Raw genomic sequence first — 4366 nt, 5'->3', positions numbered from 1 at the left:
CGGCATGGCTGTGCTCCTCGATTTCGAGTGAGCGCGGAAAGCCGTTCTCGATGGCATCGCGGGCGCGCCGCAGCAGGCCGACGCCGGGATTGCCGACATAGGAGAAGACGATTTTCTTCGCCATGCCCATGCCGATCATCTGGTCGTAGATCAGGTCCGGCGTCATGCGGATCAGGGTCAGGTCGCGAAAACCCTGGCGGATCGCCTCATGCGCCGCCGCCGTCGGGATCAGATGGGTGAAGCCTTCGAAGGCGACGGAGTCGCCATCTTTCAAATTCTCGGCCACGGCCTGTTTGAGCGGCAGGAACTTGACCATCGCATCGGCTCCGGGTTTTCAGAAAGTTCGTATTGCGAACATATGTTTTGTATGCGATACTTTCTACGCTGAGCGAGGGCGAGGAGTCAATCCTGACGCCGATGCCGTTCCGCGGAGACAAGATGGACGAAGCGGCTGTTTCCCGTGATCATGTCGGCTCGCTCGAGCGCGGCCTCGCCGTCATGGAGATCCTGGCCCGCCATCCCTCGGGCATGACGCTGACAGAAATGGCGGAGGAAGCGGGCCTCACCCGCGCCGGCGCCCGCCGCTTCCTGCTGACACTCACCGCCACCGGCTATGCAACACAGGCCGGCCGCGTGTTCTCGCTGTCGCCGCGCCTGCTGACGGTTGCCCGCACCTGGCTCGGCGGCGCCTCGCTATGGGCCTTCGCCGCGCCCATCATGCGCTCTGTGGCAGCACAACTGAACGAGGCCTGCTCGGCGGCCATCCTGTCGGGTGAGGATGTCGTCTATGTCGCCCGCATTCCCGGCCGCCGCATCCTCAGCGTGTCGCTCGACGTCGGCACCAGGCTGCCGGCCTACTGCACCTCGATGGGACGCATCCTGCTTGCCGGCCTGGCGCCCCAGGAATTGGACGCATTCCTCGGTCAGGCGACGATCGAGAGACGGACGCCGAAGACGATCACCGACAGGCGTTTGTTAGCCAACGCCATCGCCAAGGCGAAGGCCGACGGCTTTGCTATCGTCGATGAGGAGCTGGAGCTCGGCCTGCGCTCCATCGCCGTGCCAATCCGCGACCGGGCAGAGCGCACCGTCGCGGCCATCAACGTCTCGACCCAGTCGGCGCGATTTTCGGTCGCGGAGATGGAGCGAGAAATCCTGCCGGTGCTGCTGGAGGCAAAGCAGCGCATCGAGGATTTCTTCGTCGTCTAATCAAATCGCCCGAAAACTCTTCAACCGCCAGCGCCGCCCCTCATTGCCCTGCCGGGCATTTCTCCCCGTAAACGGGGCGAAAGACGCTGGCCGCAACGCTGGCATCTTTTCTGCACCGCAGACAATTGGCGAAAGCAGCGATGGCAGCGTCCCTCGCCCCGTTTACGGGGAGAGGATGCCGGCAGGCAGGTGAGGGGCAGCGCCAACGTCGGGAGTTGGCGTCTACTAGATCAGGTCCATCATTCCTTGAGCGATGGGTGACAAAGACGATTCTCTCAATGCTTGATGCGATCCCTCATCGCGTACCAAAGCATGCCCAGCACGTAGAGCGGACCGCGCAGCGCCGTGCCGCCCGGGAACGGCATCGGCGTCAGCGTCGAGAACAAGTCAAGCCGCGAGGCATCGCCAGTGATCGCTTCGGCCAGCAGCTTGCCGGACAGCGTCGACAGGATGACGCCCTTGCCGGAATAGCCATGCGCGAAATAGACCTCGCCATAGTGCCCGACGTGCGGCAGCCGTGATGTCGTCACCGACACCAGCCCACCCCAGGCGTGATCGATGCGGCAGTCCTTGAGCTGCGGAAAGGTGGCTTCCATGTGCGGCCGCACGAAGCCGGCGATATCGGCCGGCGGTGACGGCGTGTAGCGTTCGCCGCCGCCGAACAGCAGGCGTCCATCGGCCGACATCCGGTAATAGTTGACGACGAAGCGGGTGTCGGACACAGCGACATTGGCCGGGATGACATTGCGTTTGCCCTCCAGCGGCTCGGTGGCGACGATGTAGTTGCCGACCGGCATGATGCGGCTGTTGACGCGCGGCTCCAGCCCATCGAGCAGAGCGTCACCGGCCAGCACGACATGCTTGGCCCGCACCGATCCCTTTGATGTCGAGACCCGGATGGAAGGCTCGCGCTCCAGCCGCGAGGCCACCGAATTCTCGTGGATGATGACGCCGGCCGCTATCGCGGCACGGGCGAGGCCGAGCGTGTAGTTCAGCGGATGCAGGTGGCCGCCCAGCGGCTCGTACATCGCGCCATGATAGGGCGTGTCGACCTTGGCACGGGCTTCCGCCGCCGACAGGATCTCGACGTCACCAAACTTCATCACGCTTTCAAGGCACTTGGCCTCTTCTTCCAGATCCTTGAGGTCGGAGCCGTTGACCGCACCGACCAGATGGCCGGTCAGCCTGAGATCGCAATCGATGGCATGCCGCTCGATGATATCGAGCACCAGCCCGCGTGCCTCGAAGGCAAGATCGAACAGCGCCTTTGCCCGCTCAGGCCCGTAGAGCTTGACCAGTCCCTTGGCGCCCTTGCGCAGGCCGGGGATCATCTGGCCGCCATTGCGCCCCGAAGCGCCCCAGCCGATCTTGCCGCCTTCGAGAAGCACCACCTTCAGGCCGCGCTCGGCGGCGTGAAGGGCAGCGGAGAGCCCCGTGCAGCCGCCGCCGACGACAACGAGGTCGGCGTCGACGTCGCCCTGCAGGGCAGGATGGCTAGGCGACGGATTAGCCGTCGCGACATAATAGGATTTGCCGATATCCAGGCCGGAATTGAAGCCCATGATCACACCTTCAGCAGAAGGTGGTCGCGTTCCCAGCTCGTCACCACGCCCTGGAACAGGTCGAGCTCGACGCTCTTGACGCGCAGATAGGTCTGGAAGAAATCCTCGCCGAGCAACTCTCGCACCGGGCCGCAAGCCTCGAAACGGTCGAGCGCCTCCTCCATCGTTTTCGGCAGCGTGCTCTTGATCTTGTAGGCATTGCCCGACGCTTCGGCCGAGCGCGCCAGTTTCTGTTCGACGCCAAGATAGCCGGCAAGCAGCGAGCCGGCGATCGCCAGGTAAGGATTGGAATCCGCACCCGGAAGCCGGTTCTCCACCCGCCGCGCCGCGCGGCCCCCGGCCGGCACGCGCAGGCCGCAGGAACGGTTGTCATGCGACCATTCGATGTTGGCCGGCGCGCTGTGGTTCGGCCTTATGCGGCGGAACGAGTTCACATTGGGCGCAAACAGCGGCATGATTTCCGGGACATATTTCTGCAGGCCGCCGATGAAGTGGCCGAACATTGCGGTGTCGGCATCGTCGCTGCCGGCAAACAGCGTCCTGCCAGCCTCGTCGATGACCGACATGTGCAGATGCATCGAGCTTCCCGCCTGCGCCGCGATCGGCTTGGCCATGAAGGTCGCATGCATGCCGCTTTGCTGCGCGGCCTGGCGCGTCAGCCGCTTGAACAGCAGCACCTTGTCGGCCAGCGGCAGCGCATCGCCATGCAGGAAGTTGATCTCAAGCTGCGCCGTACCCGATTCATGGATCAGCGTGTCGAGCGGCAGGCCGGCCGCCGCCGCATAGTCATAGACGCGCCGGATCACCGGCTCGAACTCCTCGAGCGCGGCCATGTCATAGGGATGCTGCACACCCTCGGCACGGCCATTGGCGCCGATCGGAGCGGTCAGCGGCTGGTCCGGATCGGGATTGGGCGCGGTCAGATAGAATTCGAGCTCCGGCGCCACCACCGCCCGCCAGCCGCGCCTGGCGTAGAGGTCGAGCACGGCGCGCAGCACATGGCGCGGCGAGGCCATCCAGGGCCGGTCGTCCATATGGAAGGCATCGGCGAAGACATAGACCTTGCCGGGGCTGGCACCGGGTGCCAGGCACAGCGTCGAAACGTCGGGCACCATGCGCATGTCCGGGTCCGAATAGGCAAAACCCTCGTCGATCGAGCCGGAGTAGCGGCCGTCGATGCTGACCAGGAAAGCGCTGCTCGGCAGATAGAGCGCGCGATCTTCCAGCGCCTGGAGGAATTTGGCCGTCGGCAAGGCCTTGCCGCGCAGGACGCCGTTCATGTCGGGCACCAGGCACTCGACTTCGTTGATCCCGTGCCGGGCCAGCCAGCCCTTGGCGTCGTTGCCGCCGGAGAGCGAGATATTCGTGTTGTTGTCAGGCATTTCGTTCATGTCCGTATCAAAGAGAGTATGGCTTGCGCGGCCACATCCGTTCCAGGTTTCAGCGCCATTTGGGCTGCATTGTCCTTGAGGCGGGCGCGCATGGCATCGTCGGCCAGCAGGCCGAGAATGGCTTTCTCCAACACTCCTTCGGTCCAGGCATCACGGCCGATATGGTCACCGACGCCGGTTTCTCCGGCGCGGCGCGCATTGTCG

The 4366-nt window shown here is 64.5% G+C and carries 4 protein-coding genes and 1 pseudogene; 1 reads left to right on the top strand and 4 read right to left on the bottom strand.

The window, feature by feature from the left end:
* The coding region (locus EN749_RS31595; RefSeq protein WP_281061935.1) for a CoA-transferase at positions 1-316 on the bottom strand (316 nt) is incomplete at its 3' end.
* 122 nt (positions 317-438) lie between these two features.
* Between EN749_RS31595 and EN749_RS31590 the strand changes: the two genes are divergently transcribed.
* Complete coding sequence (locus EN749_RS31590) at positions 439-1209, top strand: IclR family transcriptional regulator C-terminal domain-containing protein (protein WP_127398932.1); 771 nt, start codon at positions 439-441, stop codon at positions 1207-1209.
* Between the two features lie 275 nt (positions 1210-1484).
* Here the strand turns inward: EN749_RS31590 and EN749_RS31585 are convergent, their stop codons facing one another.
* From EN749_RS31585 to EN749_RS31575, 3 genes and pseudogenes are all read right to left on the bottom strand, one after another.
* Positions 1485-2771, bottom strand: coding sequence for an FAD-binding oxidoreductase (locus tag EN749_RS31585; protein WP_128364626.1), 1287 nt, complete (start codon positions 2769-2771; stop codon positions 1485-1487).
* A 2-nt stretch (positions 2772-2773) separates the two neighbouring features.
* Positions 2774-4153, bottom strand: a complete 1380-nt coding sequence (locus EN749_RS31580) for a glutamine synthetase family protein (protein ID WP_128364627.1) — start codon at positions 4151-4153, stop codon at positions 2774-2776.
* A gap of 5 nt (positions 4154-4158) precedes the next feature.
* Positions 4159-4366, bottom strand: a pseudogene (locus EN749_RS31575) (glycosyl transferase family 1); the annotation flags it as partial.

The sequence above is a fragment of the Mesorhizobium sp. M7A.F.Ca.ET.027.02.1.1 genome, assembly GCF_004022985.1.
Lineage (GTDB): Bacteria > Pseudomonadota > Alphaproteobacteria > Rhizobiales > Rhizobiaceae > Mesorhizobium.
The sequence above is the reverse complement of the archived record's forward strand: the minus strand, read 5'-3'. Positions and strand labels throughout refer to the sequence as shown.